The following is a 15832-nucleotide window of genomic DNA, read 5'->3' on the forward strand; positions in this document are numbered from 1 at the left end:
TCACAGGGTGGCGTGTGCGGATACGTGGGTGGGTGGGAGGGCGAGTTCGGCCCAGATGGTCTTCCCGTCGGTCCGCTGCCTCGTGCCCCAGCGCTCGGCGAGCTGCGCCACGATGAACAGTCCGCGTCCGCCTTCGTCGTAGGTGCGGGCCCGGCGCAGGTGGGGTGCGGTGTTGGCGCCGTCGGACACCTCGCAGATCAGGGCGTTGTGCCGGATCAGGCGCAGCTGCACGGGGCTGCCGCCGTAGCGGATGGCGTTGGTGACCAATTCGCTGACCACGAGTTCCGCGTTGAACGCCGCATCCGGCAGCCCCCATTGGGCCAGTTGGAACGAGGCCAGGTCCCGGGCACGGGCGACCTCGGCGAGGTCATCCAGCAGGTCCCAGGCGGCGGTGTGCGCCTCGTCCAGGGCCCGGGTGCGGGCGACGACGAGAGCGACGTCGTCGCGGGTGCGGTTGTCGACCAGCATGTCCAGCACGTGGTCGCAGGTGGCCTGCAGCGAGGGCATCGGCTCGGACAGGGCCTTGAGCAGACGCTCGAGCCTCTCGTCCAGGCCGTGGTGGGGGGATTCGACGAGGCCGTCGGTGTACAGGGCGAGCAGGCTGTCCTCAGGCAGGTGCACCTCGGCCGTCTCGAAGGGCAGGCCGCCCACGCCCAGCGGGGGACCGGCCGGGACGTCGAGGAAGTCGGCGCCCGCCCTGGGGTGCACCACGACCGGTGGCGGGTGACCGGCGCGCGCGGCGGTGCACTGCCGCGAGATTGGGTCGTAGTCCATGTACAGGCAGGTCGCGACGAACTCGCCGATACCCGCTTCCACCGTGCCCTCGCCCCCGCCCGCCGGCGTGTATGCGGCCTCCGTCTGCAGCCGGATGACGATGTCGTTGAGATGGGTGAGTAGCTCGTCGGGCGGCAGATCGATGTCGGCGAGGGTGCGCACCGCGGCACGCAGCCGCCCCATCGCCGCCGAGGCGTGCACACCGTGCCCGACCACGTCGCCCACGACTAGGGCGACCCGGGCCCCCGAGAGCGGGATCACGTCGTACCAGTCGCCGCCCACGCCCATCCGGGAGTCCGCGGGCAGGTAGCGTGCGACCGCGTGGACGGCCGGCTGCTGCGGGACCACCTGGGGCAGCAGACTGCGCTGCAGCGCCACCGACGTGGCGCGCTCGTGGGTGTAGCGGCAGGCATTGTCCATGCACACCGCGGCGCGCGCCGCGATCTCCTGCGCCAGGAGCACGTCGTTGGTGTCGAAGGCGTCCCGGTGCCGGGAGCGGGTGAACAGTACCGCACCGAGGGTCACGCCGCGGGCGCGCAGCGGAACCGCCAGCGCGGAGTGGGGCACCTGCGCATCCGCGTCGGCGCCAGCCGGACCGGCGGGCCAGCAGTTTCCCGCATCGGCGCTGTCGGTGACCTCTTCGCACATCGGCACGCCCCGCAGCAGGCTCAGCGCGGGCACCGAGCCCCGGCAGTAGGTGACGACGTTGCAGCCGGGCGACGCGGCCGCGGCGAGCGAGGCCGGTACCGACCGCCGGGCGGCGCGGCGCAAGGTGACCGGGCCCCCATGCGGCCCGGGGGCGGGCTCCTCGCCCTTCAGGACGGGACCGAAGAGGTCCACGGCGGCATGGTCCGCGAACCGGCGGACGGCGACCTCGGCCAGCTCCTCGGCGGTGCGGGTCACGTCCAGGGTGCTGCCGACCCGGCTGCTGGCCTCACTGAGCAGCGCGAGCCGCTCCCGGGAAACCATCAGGTGCTTGAGGCGTCCCTCCGCGGCGATACGGGCGCGGCAGACGGCCAGGGCGACCAGTAGCGAGGCGACCAGCGCCGTGATGACCGTGATCCGGCTGGCGTGGGACATGTTCTGCGCGAAGATGATGCCGTAGGCGGCGATCCCGGCGGCCAGGTTGGCAAGGCCCACGATCAGCGTCTGCCGCAGCGGCACCAGCGCGGCGGCCACCACCGGGATCAGCGTCGAGTAGTCGGACATCCCCATGACCTGCAGGCCCGCGGCAGCCAGGGGCAGCCGCACGCCCGCGACCAGGACCACGGTGAGGAGCAGAAAGGTAAAGCTGCGGCTCGGTCGGACGGAACGGGTGTACGGACCGGGACGCTGCGGTTCCGCAGTCGTGTGCACGGACGGGGCGGGTTCGGTCCCGGCCCGGTGAGGGGCCAGCGGGGCGCTGCGCATGACATCCTCCTCAGACCGGCTGCCGTGCAGCAAACAACCAATCTCTGTTTGAGTACCCCCTGAGGTGTAGGTCAGGACTAGGGATGTGAACGTCGAGGCCGGAGTTGCCTCCGTGAAAGCGTCAGGTGACGGCACTTCGTGACGGCGCTAGCGTCCGGTTCAATCCGAAGCGCCGAAAGACCGGTGGTCACGGTGACGCCCGTTCCCTCAAGGGCGGCGGCTTTATGTACCAGTACAGCCTATGTCGTCGTCGGGGTGGGGTGCTGTGCGTTCGGCGACGGGGCTGTACGGTCCAGGTGCGCCAGAATCTACGGGCTTCGTCGTTGCATCCCGGTCATGCCCAAGCGTGCCAGCCACGATGCCGACCTGGGCAGCGTCCACGCACTGCCGGTTGGCCGGCCTGAGGGTTTGGGCTGGCCTTGCGGAGCGCGGTGGTCGCGGTGGCCCGTGTCTGCCGCCGGATATCACCCCGGTGACAGCGGTGACAGGGCAGCAATCCGCTCGATGAGATCCTTCTGGTTGGCTGCGCGGTGGGATAGTCCAGGGTGCAGTTCTCGGCAGCGAAGGCCGCGGCCACAGTGTCGGTGTCCCAGCCGGGCAGCGGCTCGGCAGTGGTGCCCAGACCGTGAGCGGTGTTCCCGTCTGCTAGACGTGTGCGCCCAACCGGTCAGGTACACGGTCGCTGCGTACCCGGAAAACGCCTGGGGCTACCTCTTCGGAGAACTCATTGGCAAGTGCCGCCAACTCGGCAGGCCACCGTGTCTCCCTATCCCAGAGCGCATCTGGCGGCAGGCGCATGCTCAAAGCACCCGTGAGGTCCGCGCCGGTCAGGTCCGCGCTGCTCAAGTCCGCGCGGGTCAGGTTCGCGTCGGCCAAGTTCGCGCCATTCAAGATCGAGCTGTACAGGTGCGCATCGATCAGGTTGGTCCCGGTGAGGTTCGCACCAGTGAGGTTCGCACCGGTGAGGTTCGCGCCGGACAGGTGGGCGCCGGACAGGTTCGCACAGGTCAAGTTCGTGCCGCGCAGGAGCGCGCCCCCCAGGATCGCGCCGCTCAGATCCGCGTCGGACAAGTCCGCCTTGGACAGGGTCTGCGGGTTACGGAATCCGGCGGGGAAAGGGTTCTTTAGTGAAGCGGCTTGGGGAACTGGCCCTTTGGGCACCGTTCCTGCCCGACGCGCAATGGCTGCAGCGGTCCCGGCGATGGCGGTGGGGGCCGCGTCTGGGCATGCCAGATAGAGCAGTCCGCGCAGAGCGGCTGCATGCTGACCGCGTTCGGTGCCGTCCATCGCCACGTCTCCAGGGTAGGCCGAAGGCTCACAGAGCGAGCCATTACGACTTGATGCAGATGGGGCAGCGATAGTTGGGCACCGTATTGAACGCGAGCAGGAGGCCGATGGCTTCATTCTCTGCTCGGCGCACGGTGGCCGCCACGCCCGGCTGGCGGGTCGCTGCTGAACCCATGATGACCTCGATCAATTGGGTGAAATGCTTCTCCGCCTGCTTCCAGTCCGGTTCAGTGTTCAGCCCGACGGCATCGGGAAGGTGGCGGGCACCGAAAGCCAAGACAGCCGATTTGACAGCATCGGTGCCCCGTTCGAACACCTCGTGCAGCGAGATCACGAGCCTTCTCCGGATTGCGGCGGCGAAGCTGGCTGTTCGGCCAGGCGGCGCAGCTCATGGAGGACGTCACTCATCTCGCGTGCGTGGTGGGCCTGGATCTGCTCGGTGATGAGGTAGCCAGCTGCCGCTCCGATGATGGCTGGTATTGCCGCCCACCCGGTGAGGGAGAGGGGCCAAGCGCACCACTGGGAGCGGACTGTACTCGGCGAGGTGATCCCGGTCATGACGTCATAGGCGTTTGCCCAGCCGATCAGGCAACCGTTCAGCACATACAGTGCCCCGCACATCACCAGCACGGCGACGCCCCGGCTGACTAGCCAGTAGCTGAACCGGGGCAGAGCGTGACGGTCCGCCCACCTTGCTCGTAGCCGTTGCCGTCGACCAGGTGGTGGTGGTCCGCCGGGCGACGGCGCCGGTACTGAAGACACCCGGTCCACGGTAGAGGCAAGTTCGTCCGCACGGGAGGCCAACCGCCTTGTATCTGAAGAAAGTTGATGAGGCGCGCTGGTGTCACCTGTTGCGTCCGAAATGAGGATTCGATACCAGGGCTATAGCGCCCGTCCGGCGTGGGGCCGGGTTCCCGGTGCACTCAATCAGTGGTTCTCCCTAGAATCGAATATGTGAACGATCAGCCGCCATTCCGGCTCGAGCTGCTGCACTTCGCGCGCCGTGTAGTTCTACAGCAAGCCACGGCGGCGCTTGCACAGATCGATGCATGGATCACACAGTAAGAGCAGCGGGTAGCAGCCCGCCAGCGTGCCGGGGGAGATGCGGCCGTCTCCGCCCGAGTGGCTGATCGAGCGTGGCTTGCAGAAGACGACCATTGTTGCAGTGCACGTGGGAGGCTGCTGGACGGTTCGCAAGAGCAGCAGATGCATCGAGGTATCGCAGGCTCAGGCGCTGCATGCGCTGCGGCAGCAGGTGCCAGCGTGCACGCGCTGCCGTCCGGACTCCGCATTGGGTTTCTTGGCGTAGGCCGGCGCCGAAGCCCCCACACCCAGGGCCGCGTCGTTCAGGCGGTGTGTCCGGGTTGATGGGTTTTCAGGAGTCGGGTCAGGACTGAGGGGTGGCCGTCTGGGGCTGACACAGAGGCAGGCACGGCTCCCGGTGATCATGAGGTGTCGAGTCCCTGATCACCACGACGGAAGACCGTGCCTGCCCGTTCATCCTCGCTCATCCCGGGTCCTCTGGGCCAGCTCACCGATGCCGCACCGACCGCCCCCGATGACTTCCCCAGCCTGCTGAGCTGTCTGGCTCAGGTGCCCGATCCCCGCCGGCGCCAGGGCCGGCGTCACCCGCTCGTCTTCGTTCTGTCCCTGGCCGCGTGCGCGGTCCTGGCCGGAGCGAAGTCCCTGGCCGCGATCGCGGAGTGGGCCGCTGACGCCCCGCCGCACGTCCTGGCCCGGCTCGGTGGCCCGTGCCGGGAACCGGACCGCGGCGCCCTCGCCCCGCCCGAGGCCACCGTGCGCCGTATCCTGCAGCGCATCGACGGCGACGCGCTGGATACGGCCCTCGGCAGCTGGCTGGCCGGGCGCGAGCGCGCCGCCGCCCTGAGTCCGTAGCCGGCCCTACTCAGCGTCCTGTGCCTCGATCAGGTCGAGGTCGCGGACGCAGAAGCCGTGGTGCTCGAAGGTCTCGTTGAGCACCGTGCCGAGGCACTGCCGCACCAAGCGGCCCCGGGCGTACGGCGGCCAGACATCGTCGTCGGGCACCGGCGCTCGCGCTGCGAGCTGCACAGCGGTGACCTCGTCGAGCCAGGCCTCGAGCTCGGCGGCCTGTGCGTCACGCACGCTCACGATCTCGTCGAGGGCCGGATCGAGCGAGAGGTCAAGCCCGTGCGCTCCACGGTAGGGCTCGACGGTCGTCCCGATGCCCATCGGCGTGAACAGCTCCGTCGAGCCCAGGCAGCAGCGGCGGAACCACGAGTCGTGGACGAAGACCAGGTGGCGCATCGTCTGCACCGCCGACCACTCGTCGTTCACGCTGCGGCGCTCGATGCCGGGCGTACGGCGGATTCGCTCGATCGTGGTGGCCCAGCCGGCATGGAGCTGACGCGATGCCTCGCGCAGATCGGCAGGGTCCTCGGAGCGGATCAGCACCCGCACCGGATGACGCCGGTCGAGCTCTGCCTCGACGTACTCGGTGACCTCGACACCGTTCACCACGAGGTTGGTGATGAGCCCGTCGATCACGGCATCCTGCATGACGACGCCGATCAGGCGTGCCCCGGTCAGATCGCACTCGCGGAACTCCGCACCGTGCAGATCCTCGTCGATATACCGCGTCATGCTCCGCATACTAGGTCCGAGCACCGACAAGCCAGTCTCCCCGGCTTGATTTGGCCTCTTCCAGGTCCTGACCGAGCGCGAAGAACGCAACAGCGTCGCGATCCCCAAAAAGGAACATGTGCCAGCCCCAGATGGATGGACCAAGACCTTCACCGACCCGCGCTTGTGCGCGTGCCATCGTCGACCGGCTCACCTACGGCGGCAACATCATCGAGATCGGCACACACTCCTACCTCCTCGTCCAGACCCGCTCCCGCCGCGAGGCCCAGCAAGCCCAGGGTGGGGCCAAATCAGACCGTCACGGAAACCAGAAATCGGTCGACAGTGGGGGCAAATCAAGCCGTCAAGCCGGGGCCAAGTGAGACCGTCATAGCCACCCGTGTCGATGAGTCTGGCCAGGTACTGACTGAGCAGAGGGAGGGTCTGTCGAGGGTCGACACGATCTTGCTCAGCAGACAGTGCGGGCCGTTGACCTGTGGATGCGACGAAGAGTCGCTGCACGGGGGCTGAAGGACCCCTGCTCGGTTCCTGACACGGGATAGGTCCCCCCTCGGTGGGCGGGACTGCTGGCCGTGATGGGACAGGTCTCCGAACAGCGCAGGCACGGCGGGCGAGTCTTCCGTGGCGTCGCCCGCCGTGTGCTGCTCCACGAGGTCGGTCAGGCGATGGGTGAAGGAGCGCAGGGCGTCGGGCGTGTCCTGGACGACGAAGGCTCCGGAGTAGGGGCCGAGCATCAGGGCGTACGCGCCGGGGCGAGGTCGTTGAGCCCGTAGCGGTCGGGGTCGCTGGACGGGGTGAGTATCTGCGCTTCGCAGTCTGCGCCGTGGGTTTCGTGGCGGCCGCTCATGAGCTCCCTCGATCCGGGGAGGGGAGGGGTGGCTCGACCTCCTTCTCCCGCGCCGCCTGTCGGCGGGCCAGATCCCGCTCGACCTGCTCCACCTTCCGCTTGCGCTCCGCGTCCTGACGCTTCTTCTCCCGCTGCGCCGCCGCCCACCGCTGTGCTTGCTCGCGCTCCTGCTTGGCCGCTTCCCTCTCCTTGCGCAGCCGCTCTTGTTCTGCGGCCCGGGGCCCGGCGGCCCTCTTCCTGCTGCAGCCGTTTCTCCTCGGCAGCCTTGGCTTTCTTCGCATCCTGGTAGGCCTGCAGCAACTGAGCCGTCAACGACTTCTTGCGAGACACGGCGCCCCCTCAGACCCGTCGTGTCACCTGCTGTGAAGCCATGCTCGTCCCATAAGAACAACAACCCGGCATCGCGCTCGTAGAGGCCCGTGGCGATTGAACGTGGCCGGTGGGCGCCCGGTTCTCCGCGTGGGTGAGGCAGGTCGAGCGCATCCCTTGGTGCGTGGTCTTTTCCGTTCCCGGGGCGTGGTGGCGGGGCGTATTCCAATTACGCTTCGAATGCGCGGAGTTGACGCATGGTCCCGACGCCTATCAGCCCAGGCGATGGTGAGGCAGGACCTGGGTTCGGGCATGGGCGCGGGCGGAGTTCGTCACCGTAGGTGTGCGCGTCTACCTCGGGCACTGTCCAGGGCAGGAAGATCGCCCCGTAGAGGTCGGGGGCCGCGACCACTGGGCTGCACGTTGTACACGAGTTCCTGGGCTAAGGCGATCGCCAGGCCACCGATCAGGAAGACTGAGTCCGCGGACCGCGGCTGGAGCTGCGATCCTTTTCGTCGGCAGGCAGGTTCCACCTGCCGGACGAAGACGAACGACAGCGGGCGGCCGGGCGGAGTGCGTTTCCGTGAGCCGTTTCTCCGGTACCCGTGGCCCTACTGCGCGGGCCGGCTCCATCCGGGGTCCCTGCCGCTGAGGGCCAGTGCGCGATCGAACAGGCCCGCGTGGGCGTCCTGCGGAACCTCTTCGCCGAGTAGGCCCAGGCCGCGCATGCGGGGTGCCTCACGGGTGTAGGTGTCGAACGTGGCCTTGGCCAGGGACTCGGGGATGTCGATGGACTGACCGGTGGCCACGGCGATGTCCCACGCGTGGACGGCGAATTCGGCGATGAGGATCCCGCCGAGTGCGGTGGCGGCCATGGGTGGTCCGCCGAGGCTCGCCTCTCCTTTCCACGCCGTCGGCTCGGACCAGGCACCGGCTGCCGGCTCTGCCTTGCCGGCCAGCAGGTGAGCCCATTCGGAATCCGGTTGTCCGGCAAGGAAAGGTACCGGGTTGGCGGTCAGCAGGCTGGGGTCCTCTTCCGTGTGGGTGCCCACGTTCCTCGTCATCAGGAGCATCATGGCGATGTGATTGACGAGGTCCTTCACCGTGAACTCCGAACACGGGGTCGGGTCCTGGTACTGGTCCACCGGCGCGCCGCTGACGGCGCCCATGACCAGATCTATGCTCTGCGCCAGCTGCTGCGCCCCACGGGGTGGCATCATGCGGCGTTCTCCTTCTCGCGCCCCAGGCCGGGGCGAACGGTCCTGGTGTGAGACGGCCTGCTGGGTGATTCCCAGGCGATGATCGCCCGTTGGTGCGGGCAGGCGGCGGGGGGACGTTGGGTCGCCGGGCGGCTTGTGGGGGTGCGCTCGCGGCAACCTGGCGTTCCTCGGGCCTGCCCCAGCCTTGTGCTGCCGCAAGCGCCTCGCCCTCAGCACTCGGGACATCGCGCCTCAGTCGATGAAGACGCTCCATGCGACGGCGTTGAGGTTGTCGGCGAGGAAGATGTCGGTCCCTCCAAGTCGCTTCTCCCAGGACGGCATCAGCTCCGCCGCGCGGGCGACGACCGCGTCCATCCAGACCTTGAGTTCCGCCTGCTTGTTGTTCGCCGGCACCTTGGCTGCAGCCGCAGCTTCCTTCAGGTCGACCGTCCGCAGCGCTTCGGATGCGGCGGTGCGCAGGTCGCGGATGTACTCGCGGTTCGTCGCGACGTCCTCGGGAGTACCGTGCAGGGCCATATGGCCGGTCACGACGGTCTCGAAGTCGTACTCCAGCATCTGGTCCATGGCGTCGAAGTAGGCGGGCAGGTGCGCGGAGAAGTAGAGGCGGAAGAACGGTGCGTTCTTCGGCGCGAAGCTGTCCATCGCCGCCATGATCTTCTGCTCCGGCAGGTGGATGAACAGGTTGCCGGCCTGGTGCCAGTCTCCCGTGTAGTCGAGGACGAACCTGACTCCGTCGATGTCCATCTCCTTGCGTCGGCCGCTGAAGGTCTCGGTGGGCAGGGGGCGCCGGTCGTCGTTCTTGACCTCCTTGATGAACTCGCCGGTGATCTCGTGGGAGATGATCTCCAGGCCGTCCCGGTTCAGCAGGTGGGCTGCCCCGATGTGGTCGGCGTGCGCGTGGCTGTAGATGAGGTGTGTGAGCGGCTTGGAGGTGACCTCCTCGATCGCCGGCAGCAGCTTGTCGCTCAGGAACGGTGAGGCGTCCACGAGGACGACACTCTTCTTGGTCACCACGAACATCGTGTTGATCATCCCCTGGGTGACGAAGTAGGCACCACCGCCCAGGTCGCTGACGACATACCCGGAGTCCGGGATGTCCGGACCCAGAGCGAAGTCAGGTACAGGCGCGAACTCAGCCATGGTGATCTCCTTTGTGCGGCCCGTCCGGCGGACGGGTGGAACGGTGTGGCAATAAGTGGAAGATGATCGAGGACTTTGCCGGGACGACGATCGATCAGGCGTCGACCGAAGCAGTCAGAGCGGCGTGGCCGGCGATGAAGGCCGCGGTCTGCTCCGCGACGCGTGCCCCGAGGTGTTCAGCGGTGGCGATGTCAGAGAGGAGCCTCGACCCCCACCCGGCTTTTCGGGTCGGTAGCGGGTGTGGATGCGGTACTGCGCGAGGAGCCCGAGGGTGGCGACGCCGAGGATGGCGACGCCGTAGCCGAGGACGGTGCCCAGCAGGCCGACCGGGGTGATCAGGAGTCCTGCGATGATCACCGGCACTCCGAAGCTCAGGTAGGCGACCAGGTAGACGGCTGCGAAGAGTCCGGCCCTCTCATGAGGTCGCGCGAGCGGGGCGATGGTGCGGACGGCGCCGGAGAACGAGGCGCCGAAGCCCACGCCGCCGATGATGCCTCCCAGCCACAGCAGGGGGAGCGTTTCGGCGGCGACACCGGCCTCGATCACTGCGGTTCCCAGCAGTACGCCCGCACCGCCGACGAAGATGGTGTGGCGTGACGTGAGGCGACTGAGGAAGAGGCCGGCCACTGCGGCTGCCGCGGGCTCGACGAAGGCCGTGGCGCCGCTCAGGAGGCCGCTGTGCAGGCCCAGCAGATCCCTGATGATGGTGGGTACGAGTCCCATGAACAGTCCGGCGAGCATCCAGGCGGCCATGTGGACGGGAACGCTCGCCATGAACTCACGGCGTGCGGCCCGGGGGACGGAGACGCGCGGAATCAGGGTGCGTGCCGCCCCGGGACGTGGGGAGACGGTCTCCGTGGAGAGCGCGACGAAGGTCGTGCCGATGGCCATGATCACCGCGAGCGCCGAGAACGCGATCACGGTCGCGTGGTTGCTGAACTGGACCGCCGCGCCGGTCAGCAGGGCGCCCAGGCCCAGCCCGGCAGCCGGGGCGATGCCGGTGATGACGGTACCCAGCCTTTTGTGGCGATCCGGGGCGTGTTCGACGACCGAGGCCGAGAAGGCGCTCGTGGCGGCGCCGGTGGCGATGCCCTGGACGGTGCGGGCCGCGATGACCCAGCCGATGTTCGGAGCGAAGACGAACATGAGCATTGCCCCGAGCTCCACCAGCAGCGACCCGATCAAGACTGGCCGACGGCCTATGTGGTCGGACAGTGATCCGGTGACCAGCAGGGCTGCCAGCAAGCCGAGCGCGTACGCGGCGAAGGCGATCGTCAGTACAGAGGCGGGAAAGTGCCACTGCTGCTCGAAGACGACCAGTAGCGGCGTGGGCGCGCCTGCTGCCACATAGAGCGCTGCGAAGACGCCAGCCGATCCGGCGAACGCCAGTGAAGGGGGGAGCAGCCTACCGGCCGGAGTGAGCGCAGGGGTCGCGAGCACCGGGCCGCGGTCGTGCCTTGATTCGATGCGGAGCACCTCGAGCCTCCTAAGGCAAAACTCTGTGCGTTAGTTTCACCGTAGACCCAGAGGCGACTTAATGCAAAACGCTGTGCGTTACAGTGGGGGCATGGTTGCAGAATCGTCCACGCGGAAGCGCACCGGCGGCCGCAGCGCCCTGGTGCTGATGTCCATCAGGAAGGCCGTGGAGGAACTGATCGCCGAGCGGGGCAGTGACGCCGTCACCATCCCGATGGTCGCGGAGCGTGCGGGAGTGAACCATTCGAGCATCTACCGGCGGTGGGGGGACGCACGGACCATGATCAACGACCTGGCCACGTACCGGCTCGACCCGGACCGCGGCCTGCCCGACACCGGAGACCTGCGTGCCGACCTGACCGTCTGGGCGCAGGAATTGATCAGCCACTACAGCATCCCCGTGAACGCCGCCCTGCTGCGCGGCGGAGCCGCCGCGGCCGGTGAGAGCGAGTCGGACTGCCTGCGTGACCGGCGAGCAGAAGCGGCCGGCTTCGCCGCCCGGCCCGGCAGCACCTTCAGCGGTGACGACGTCATCGACCGGGTCGTGGCCCCCATCATTTACAGGGTCATCTTCCTGCCCTGGACGCTGCCCGAGGTGGATGCGCGTACGTACGTCGACGACCTCTGCGGCCGCTCCGCCTGACCCCCTGCCGCGCGCCTACGAACCGACCCGACACCTGCCTCTCGCGAACCGAAGCCTTCACCTCGCTGGTCAGCGATCCCTGGGCCGCAGTGCAGGTGTAGATGGGCATGATGGCTCCTCAACTGTCCGGCGCATTCTGGCTGACGCACTGCCGGCCGTGAGCACAGTGGTCGTTGACGTACCTCCAGCCAGGGTTCTGCGCTTGTGGCCTCTGCCAGAAGCCTTTGCGCACGCCACCGTCGATCTGAAGCACCACGCCTGTCAGGTATGACGCGGCGGGCGACAGGAGGAACGCGGCGCTGCGGCCGAATTCGTCCGGGGTTCCGTAGCGCCGCAGGGGGTGTCGGCGGTCGCACGCTGGCGGGACACATCGGGGTCCCCGGAGCATGCGTCGAGTTCGCGTACTCGGTCGGTTTCGATGTGGGCGGGCACGGGCCCGACGACGCGGATGCCCCTTGGACCCAGCTCGCCGGCAGCGGCCGGTCATGACGCGGTCGATGAGGTCGGGCAGGAAACGGCGAACTGGCGCGGGGCCTGTCAATTTGGAGCAGGCCACATGACCCGGGATGCCAAGCTGAACTGAACTCCCCGGCGGGAGAACACCGCCGGCGGGCGCATCTGGTACCTGGTCGACGTCGAGCGCCGCACGGTGTGGATCGACCAGGCATCCACTGGCCACCCCAAGACCACCGACCGATTGGGCCCGTGTGTTCCGTAAGACTGGACGCGGGAGCCCTGACGGCTGCGCGGGCGGGGGTGCATCCGCCAGGGCTCCGGCATCGTCCAGGCCCAAAACACGGGGGATGGCGCTGGACGACGCCCCCAAGGGAGGTCAGGGGAAGGGGGTATGCGACCGCGATCAGTAGCACGGAGACGAGCGATCCGGCGATGACCGCCAGGGTCACGGTCTCGGCGACCAGCGCGCGTGACTTCACGGAGTCACCCGCAGCTCAGCCCACACGCGCTTGCCCCACGGATGCACGCCAGTGCCCATGAAGTCGTAGCCCCATCGGGCGGCGACAGCGTCCACGAGGAGCAGCCCCCGGCCTTGCAGGGCATCCGCGGCGGGCGTGCGCAGCTCCGGCAGCCGGCGGGGCTCCCGGTCGACCACGGCCACGTACACCCGATCGTCCGCCGGGCGATTTACGGTCATACGGATCTTGGGGCCGCGCGCGTGCCGGACCGCGTTCGCGACGAGTTCGGACATCACCAGCGCCGCCGTCTCCGCATCGTCGACCCAGACCCCAGGCAGCCAGCGCCACACGCGTCAGCTTCCGGCCCTCCTCCGCTGTCTGCGGAGCGCGGTCCCCTGTCTGGGTGTAGCCGGGGTACCCGGTGCTGCGGGGCTGTGCTGTGGTCGTGCGGGTCATGAGAGGACCTCAGTGGTGTAGCCCCCGGTCAGGGAGCCGGAGTGCTGGTAGAGAGCAAGGAGGGCCCGGCACTGCGTGGCCAGGTTCCAGATGTCCATGGGCGAGATGCCGATGCCGGCCTCCAGAGGTGGCGGGTGCGGGTCATGACGTGCACCGCGGTGCGCTGCTGCTCGCCCTGCATGCGGGGCGCGTACGCCGCGACTTCGGTAAAGAGGAGCCGGACGTGCCCATGAAGGAGTTCGCCGAGCAGTGCGCGCTCTTCTTTCGGCACGGTCGCCGGCGCCCCGAGGGCCGCCTCGTACGTCTCCCGGATCGTGTCCGCGTCGACCACCTCCAGGGGTCCGGGTTTCCCCGGTCCGCTGGGCATCGCGGTCGCATGCGGCACGGCCAAGCCGCTACTTGCGGTCGTCACGGTGGCCTCCTGATCGCTCGTCACGTCACGGTCCACGCAACCAGCCGAGCGGCGATTAGTGCGACGCCAGCGCGATGCAAGAGCGATGTAAGTCGGGCCGAAGCCGCCCCTGTGGAGTGAACTCCAAGACAGGGGAAGAAGACAGACAGGCGGTACCGTTGCCGCACCCTGTTGGATGCCGCCCTGGAGCCGGTATGGCCGACCGCCGCAAGACCCCTAACGCCCAGCTGCGCGCGCTGCGCGAAGACCAGTTACAGATGTCCCGCCATGAGTTCGCGCGGCGTGTCGTGGCGGCCGGGGAGGAGATGGGCGAGGCGGTCGCGTGCACCGCGCGTCTGGTGGCCGCGTGGGAAGACGGGGAAGTCCAGCTGCCCCGCGCCGTGTACCGTCGCATTCTCACCAGGATGACCGGCCGGACCATGGCCGAACTGGGCTTCCGGACCACCACCCTGGCCGCGGCGAACGGACCCGTCTTGCGGGAGGGGGAACCGGTGGACCGCCGAGCCTTCCTGACCGACGGAGCAGGCGCCGCCGTGACCCTGTTCCCCCTGCTGTCCGGAGCGGACGACCAGCCTCCGGGCCGGATCGGTACCCGCAACGTTCCTGCCGTCCACCAGGCCGTCAGCACGATCTACGCCCACGACCACGATCACGGGTCAGCCGCGTTGCGCCAAAAGGCGTCCGAGGCTCTGCACCAGGCGTACGGCTGGATGCAGGACGGGCGGCTCACTGACCGCACGGAGCGCCAACTGCGCTCAGCAACCGGCCACCTGAGCATCGCCGCCGGCTGGCTTTCATACGACTCCGGCAGGCCCGCCGACGCACGCTCCCTGTATGGCGAGGCCCTGGCCGCCGCCCGGATCGCCGACGACCGCGCGCTGGAGGGGCACGCGTTCGGCTGCCTCGCCCTGCTGGCCAAGGCGAGCGGCCGCCCCCGCGAGGCGATCGCCGCCGCCCAGGGCGCCCAGAGCGCGGTCCGCACGTACGGCTCGCCAAGGATGCTGTCCCTCATAGCGATGCGCGAGGCCGGCGGATGGGCCCTGCTCGGGGACACCAGCGCCACGGACGCCGCGATCGTCCGCGCTCACCACCTCTACGCCAAAGGCCCCAGCGAGGCGGACCCGAACTGGCTGGAGTTCTTCAGCCCGGGTGAACTGGCCGGGCTCGAAGCACTCGCCCGTGCCGACCTCGCCCAGCACGAGCGCGCCGCCGCCGGCGCCGAGCAGGCCGTTCTCCTGCACGGCACCCAGTTCCAGCGAAATCGGGCCCTGTACACGGCTGACGTCGCCATTCAACATGCGGTGAGGGAACGTCCCGAGCCGGAAGCAGCGGCCGAAGCCGCCGGGCGCGTCCTTCGCTACCTGCCAGAAGTTCGCTCCGACCGGCTGCTGCAGCAGCTGCACAACGTGCAGAGCGCGCTCCAGCGGCACGCCACCATCCCGGCGGTCGCCGACTGGCTGGAGCAGTACCGCACGACAACCGGCGTCAGCTGAGGAGGAGACCGTGGCCCCGAGCACCCACACCGACGTGATGATCCGCACCTACGGGCCGGGACAGGTCCCGCCGCTCGTGGACGTCGCCGCAGACATCTGGGCAGACGCTCACCCCGAGCTGGTCGCCAACCCCGGCGCGGCCACGGCCGGGCTCTCCGTGCCCGCCCTACACCGCCAGATCACCGGCCACCTCAAGCGGGAGGGATTCGCCCTGGTGATGGCGTACGAGGGCGGCAGCGCCGTCGGATTCGCCTACGGCTTCCCCTGCACCGCCGACTACTGGTTCGGACCGGATCTCGTCGGCCAGGTCCCCGAAGGCGCCCGTACCGAACGCCTCATGGGATTGTGCGAGCTGGCGGTCCGACCGCCGTGGCAGTCCCGGGGAATCGGCACTCAGATGCACGCTGAGCTGCTGCGAGTAATCGCCCCCCAGTGGTCCTCCCTGCTCGCGCTGCCCTCGAACCGGCGCGGTCAGGACTTGTACGCGAGGCTGGGCTATGAGTACGCCGGCCCGTACGTCAACGAGCCAGGAGGGCCCGAGTTCGACCTGCTCCTCCTGCATGTCAGCAACGCTTCCTGACACCAGCGTCCTGCCCGGCGGACCCGCTCGGGCAGGAGGTTCACAGCTCCGTCCACGGGCGAGGCTTCCCGCCAGTCAGGGGAACCCACACGGTCTGGGCGGGCCCGTGTTGCTCGAGGTCTTCGAGTACAGCGGCTCCGAGGCGGACTTCGCCGGCGAGGGCCGCTACGAGCGGGTGGTGGGCAACCATGGCCTGCAGATCGCTCATGCGATTCTCCAGCCTGGTTCGGGCCGCACCGGTCAGCACGA

Annotated in this window: 16 protein-coding genes and 3 pseudogenes; 6 read left to right on the top strand and 13 right to left on the bottom strand. The window is 68.7% G+C overall.

Annotated features, from left to right (window positions below; all coding sequences use genetic code 11):
- From ABZ904_RS43015 to ABZ904_RS43030, 4 genes are all read right to left on the bottom strand, one after another.
- Positions 1-2184, bottom strand: a complete 2184-nt coding sequence (locus tag ABZ904_RS43015) for a SpoIIE family protein phosphatase (protein ID WP_361829569.1) — start codon at positions 2182-2184, stop codon at positions 1-3.
- A 645-nt stretch (positions 2185-2829) separates the two neighbouring features.
- Positions 2830-3471 carry a pentapeptide repeat-containing protein gene (locus ABZ904_RS43020; RefSeq protein WP_361829599.1) on the bottom strand — a complete coding sequence of 214 codons (642 nt, stop codon included), beginning with the start codon at positions 3469-3471 and terminating at the stop codon, positions 2830-2832.
- A 43-nt stretch (positions 3472-3514) separates the two neighbouring features.
- On the bottom strand, positions 3515-3805 hold the full coding sequence (locus ABZ904_RS43025; protein ID WP_361829571.1) for a hypothetical protein: 291 nt from the start codon (positions 3803-3805) through the stop codon (positions 3515-3517).
- Positions 3802-4242 (bottom strand): DUF6313 family protein, encoded by a 441-nt coding sequence (locus ABZ904_RS43030; protein ID WP_361829601.1) that lies wholly within the window; start codon positions 4240-4242, stop codon positions 3802-3804. The genes ABZ904_RS43025 and ABZ904_RS43030 overlap by 4 nt, the downstream gene beginning before the upstream one ends.
- A gap of 331 nt (positions 4243-4573) precedes the next feature.
- Here ABZ904_RS43030 and ABZ904_RS43035 point away from each other — a divergent pair, with 331 nt between their 5' ends.
- Complete coding sequence (locus ABZ904_RS43035; protein WP_361829603.1) at positions 4574-4780, top strand: DUF6233 domain-containing protein; 207 nt, start codon at positions 4574-4576, stop codon at positions 4778-4780.
- A gap of 176 nt (positions 4781-4956) precedes the next feature.
- Complete coding sequence (locus tag ABZ904_RS43040; RefSeq protein ID WP_361829573.1) at positions 4957-5367, top strand: transposase family protein; 411 nt, start codon at positions 4957-4959, stop codon at positions 5365-5367.
- Positions 5368-5373: 6 nt separating this feature from the next.
- Here ABZ904_RS43040 and ABZ904_RS43045 read toward each other — a convergent pair whose 3' ends face one another.
- On the bottom strand, positions 5374-6093 hold the full coding sequence (locus ABZ904_RS43045; RefSeq protein WP_361829575.1) for a DinB family protein: 720 nt from the start codon (positions 6091-6093) through the stop codon (positions 5374-5376).
- Between the two features lie 55 nt (positions 6094-6148).
- On the opposite strand from ABZ904_RS43045, the pseudogene ABZ904_RS43050 reads away from it, so the two are divergent.
- Positions 6149-6368 (top strand): annotated as a pseudogene (locus ABZ904_RS43050) (ATP-binding protein); the annotation flags it as partial.
- A 568-nt stretch (positions 6369-6936) separates the two neighbouring features.
- Here the strand turns inward: ABZ904_RS43050 and ABZ904_RS43055 are convergent.
- From ABZ904_RS43055 to ABZ904_RS43070, 4 genes are all read right to left on the bottom strand, one after another.
- Entirely contained in the window at positions 6937-7221 is a 285-nt protein-coding gene (locus tag ABZ904_RS43055; protein WP_361829577.1) for a hypothetical protein, read from the bottom strand.
- A 639-nt stretch (positions 7222-7860) separates the two neighbouring features.
- Positions 7861-8469 carry a TIGR03086 family metal-binding protein gene (locus ABZ904_RS43060; RefSeq protein WP_361829579.1) on the bottom strand — a complete coding sequence of 203 codons (609 nt, stop codon included), beginning with the start codon at positions 8467-8469 and terminating at the stop codon, positions 7861-7863.
- Between the two features lie 231 nt (positions 8470-8700).
- Positions 8701-9609: an MBL fold metallo-hydrolase gene (locus ABZ904_RS43065; protein WP_361829581.1), complete on the bottom strand. Its 909-nt coding sequence runs from the start codon at positions 9607-9609 to the stop codon at positions 8701-8703.
- 114 nt (positions 9610-9723) lie between these two features.
- Entirely contained in the window at positions 9724-11085 is a 1362-nt protein-coding gene (locus tag ABZ904_RS43070) for an MFS transporter (RefSeq protein ID WP_361829583.1), read from the bottom strand.
- A 91-nt stretch (positions 11086-11176) separates the two neighbouring features.
- On the opposite strand from ABZ904_RS43070, the gene ABZ904_RS43075 reads away from it, so the two are divergent.
- On the top strand, positions 11177-11728 hold the full coding sequence (locus ABZ904_RS43075) for a TetR/AcrR family transcriptional regulator (protein WP_361829585.1): 552 nt from the start codon (positions 11177-11179) through the stop codon (positions 11726-11728).
- A 217-nt stretch (positions 11729-11945) separates the two neighbouring features.
- Here the strand turns inward: ABZ904_RS43075 and ABZ904_RS43080 are convergent.
- From ABZ904_RS43080 to ABZ904_RS43090, 3 genes and pseudogenes are all read right to left on the bottom strand, one after another.
- A pseudogene (locus ABZ904_RS43080) lies at positions 11946-12196 on the bottom strand (SDR family oxidoreductase); the annotation flags it as partial.
- 463 nt (positions 12197-12659) lie between these two features.
- Positions 12660-12992 carry an ATP-binding protein gene (locus ABZ904_RS43085; protein WP_361829587.1) on the bottom strand — a complete coding sequence of 111 codons (333 nt, stop codon included), beginning with the start codon at positions 12990-12992 and terminating at the stop codon, positions 12660-12662.
- 134 nt (positions 12993-13126) lie between these two features.
- Positions 13127-13510 carry a DUF6415 family natural product biosynthesis protein gene (locus tag ABZ904_RS43090; RefSeq protein ID WP_361829589.1) on the bottom strand — a complete coding sequence of 128 codons (384 nt, stop codon included), beginning with the start codon at positions 13508-13510 and terminating at the stop codon, positions 13127-13129.
- Positions 13511-13704: 194 nt separating this feature from the next.
- Between ABZ904_RS43090 and ABZ904_RS43095 the strand changes: the two genes are divergently transcribed.
- Positions 13705-15003 (top strand): hypothetical protein, encoded by a 1299-nt coding sequence (locus ABZ904_RS43095; RefSeq protein WP_361829591.1) that lies wholly within the window; start codon positions 13705-13707, stop codon positions 15001-15003.
- Between the two features lie 10 nt (positions 15004-15013).
- Complete coding sequence (locus ABZ904_RS43100; protein ID WP_361829593.1) at positions 15014-15583, top strand: GNAT family N-acetyltransferase; 570 nt, start codon at positions 15014-15016, stop codon at positions 15581-15583.
- Between the two features lie 40 nt (positions 15584-15623).
- On the opposite strand, the pseudogene ABZ904_RS43105 reads toward ABZ904_RS43100, so the two are convergent.
- Positions 15624-15832 (bottom strand): annotated as a pseudogene (locus ABZ904_RS43105) (hypothetical protein); the annotation flags it as partial.

It is taken from the genome of Streptomyces sp. NPDC046900, from assembly GCF_040644975.1.
Lineage (GTDB): Bacteria > Actinomycetota > Actinomycetes > Streptomycetales > Streptomycetaceae > Streptomyces.

What these genes read in the sequence shown, in the direction of transcription:
- ABZ904_RS43015 (WP_361829569.1), bottom strand. Translation starts at nt 2,184, where the DNA reads ATGCGCAGCGCCCCGCTGGCCCCTCACCGGGCCGGGACCGAACCCGCC.
- ABZ904_RS43020 (WP_361829599.1), bottom strand. Translation starts at nt 3,471, where the DNA reads ATGGACGGCACCGAACGCGGTCAGCATGCAGCCGCTCTGCGCGGACTG.
- ABZ904_RS43035 (WP_361829603.1), top strand. Translation starts at nt 4,574, where the DNA reads ATGCGGCCGTCTCCGCCCGAGTGGCTGATCGAGCGTGGCTTGCAGAAG.
- ABZ904_RS43045 (WP_361829575.1), bottom strand. Translation starts at nt 6,093, where the DNA reads ATGACGCGGTATATCGACGAGGATCTGCACGGTGCGGAGTTCCGCGAG.
- ABZ904_RS43055 (WP_361829577.1), bottom strand. Translation starts at nt 7,221, where the DNA reads ATGCGAAGAAAGCCAAGGCTGCCGAGGAGAAACGGCTGCAGCAGGAAG.
- ABZ904_RS43060 (WP_361829579.1), bottom strand. Translation starts at nt 8,469, where the DNA reads ATGATGCCACCCCGTGGGGCGCAGCAGCTGGCGCAGAGCATAGATCTG.
- ABZ904_RS43065 (WP_361829581.1), bottom strand. Translation starts at nt 9,609, where the DNA reads ATGGCTGAGTTCGCGCCTGTACCTGACTTCGCTCTGGGTCCGGACATC.
- ABZ904_RS43075 (WP_361829585.1), top strand. Translation starts at nt 11,177, where the DNA reads ATGGTTGCAGAATCGTCCACGCGGAAGCGCACCGGCGGCCGCAGCGCC.
- ABZ904_RS43095 (WP_361829591.1), top strand. Translation starts at nt 13,705, where the DNA reads ATGGCCGACCGCCGCAAGACCCCTAACGCCCAGCTGCGCGCGCTGCGC.